Origin of the sequence: Paraburkholderia sp. J69-1, from assembly GCF_905220255.1 — a bacterium.
Taxonomy (GTDB): domain Bacteria; phylum Pseudomonadota; class Gammaproteobacteria; order Burkholderiales; family Burkholderiaceae; genus Paraburkholderia.
Genome location: NZ_CAJMZG010000065.1, coordinates 1 through 1,434, shown reverse-complemented (window position 1 = coordinate 1,434; position 1,434 = coordinate 1). Strand labels below are relative to the sequence as shown.

General features: G+C 59.6%; 1 protein-coding gene. It reads left to right on the top strand.

From position 1 onward, the window contains the following. Positions 1-93 precede the first annotated feature (93 nt). A complete protein-coding gene (locus U5A67_RS40370) occupies positions 94-1,422 on the top strand; it encodes an IS4 family transposase (protein ID WP_321818823.1) in 1,329 nt (442 codons plus the stop codon). Positions 1,423-1,434 lie beyond the last annotated feature (12 nt).

Genomic DNA, 1,434 nt, shown 5'->3' with positions numbered 1-1,434 from the left:
TAATGCCGTTCAGTTAAGACCTGAACGGCATTGTTGTTTTGATGGTGAGAAGGTGTTGTAAACGACGCGCCGAACTGTTAACTTTTCGGCGCGATGCTTTCCAGTCACCTGACCTTTCTGCTCGAAGCACAACAGCCAGCCGATCTCAGCCGGCTGGCTGAGCATCTGCCCTATGAATGGATCGAGCGGGCGGTGCAGGCGACCGGGGCGGCTAGTATTCGGCGTCGGCGTTTGCCTGCGGAGCAGGTGGTCTGGCTGGTTATCGCGCTGGCGATGTACCGGCACTGGTCAATTAGCGAGGTGCTCGACAGTCTCGACCTGGCATTGCCCAACGAAGCCGCGCCGTTTGTCAGCAAGAGCGCGGTGGTGCAGGCTCGCCAACGTGTTGGCGAGGCGCCGATGGCCTGGCTGTTCGAGCAGACGGCACGGGCATGGACGACTCAGGACGCGCCTCACCATGCGTACAAGGGGTTAAGTCTCTGGGCGATGGACGGCACCACGCTGCGCACACCCGACAGTGCGGCCAACCGTGAGCACTTTGGCGCGCAGGGCTATGCCAGTGGCAAGGTGGCCACTTATCCGCAGGTGCGGGCAGTCACGCTGACTGCGATCCCCACGCATCTGGTGGCCGACATCAACTTTGGCTGCTACGACACCAACGAAATGGTGTATGCCAAAAGCCTTCTACCGCAGATACCGGACGATTCGCTGACGGTGTTCGACAAGGGCTTTCTGGCCGCGGAGATCCTGTGCGGTCTGACGATGAACGGACGTAATCGTCACTTCCTGATTCCAGCCAAATCCAATACCTGCTGGGAAGTCACCGCCGGCACAGCAGACGATGCGACGGTGCGCATGCGCGTCTCGCCGCAGGCGCGCAAGAAGTGCGCGGCCTTGCCTGAATTCTGGAATGCGCGAGCCATCCGGACCATCGACGCGCGCGGACGCGAACGCGTCCTGCTGACTTCATTGACGGATCGCCGACGTTTCAAACCTGCCGATATCGTTGGCTGCTACGAGCGCCGCTGGCAAATCGAAACCAGTTTCGCGGAGCTCAAGCAATCGATGCTGGGTTCGGAGTTGACCTTGCGCAGTCGTACCGTCGAAGGGGTATATCAGGAAATCTGGGGAGCGCTAATCGCCTACAACCTGATTCGCCGCGAGATCGCTAGCGCCGCATGGGAAGCGAAGCTCGCACCAACCGATATCAGCTTCGTTCGAGCGTTCCATACCATTCAGCACGAAATGATGTGGGCCGCCCTCACGCCCGCCTACGCAAAACTACCCGTCTGCCTTCAGCGTCTGCGGGAGCGACTCAAGTCTCTTCCCAATGAAAAGCGACCCGGCCGTACATGCGACCGGGTCGTCAAGTCTCGTCCTTTGCGCTACTCCGTCCGGTACCTTAAAAAAGACCTTAACTGAACGGCATTACCG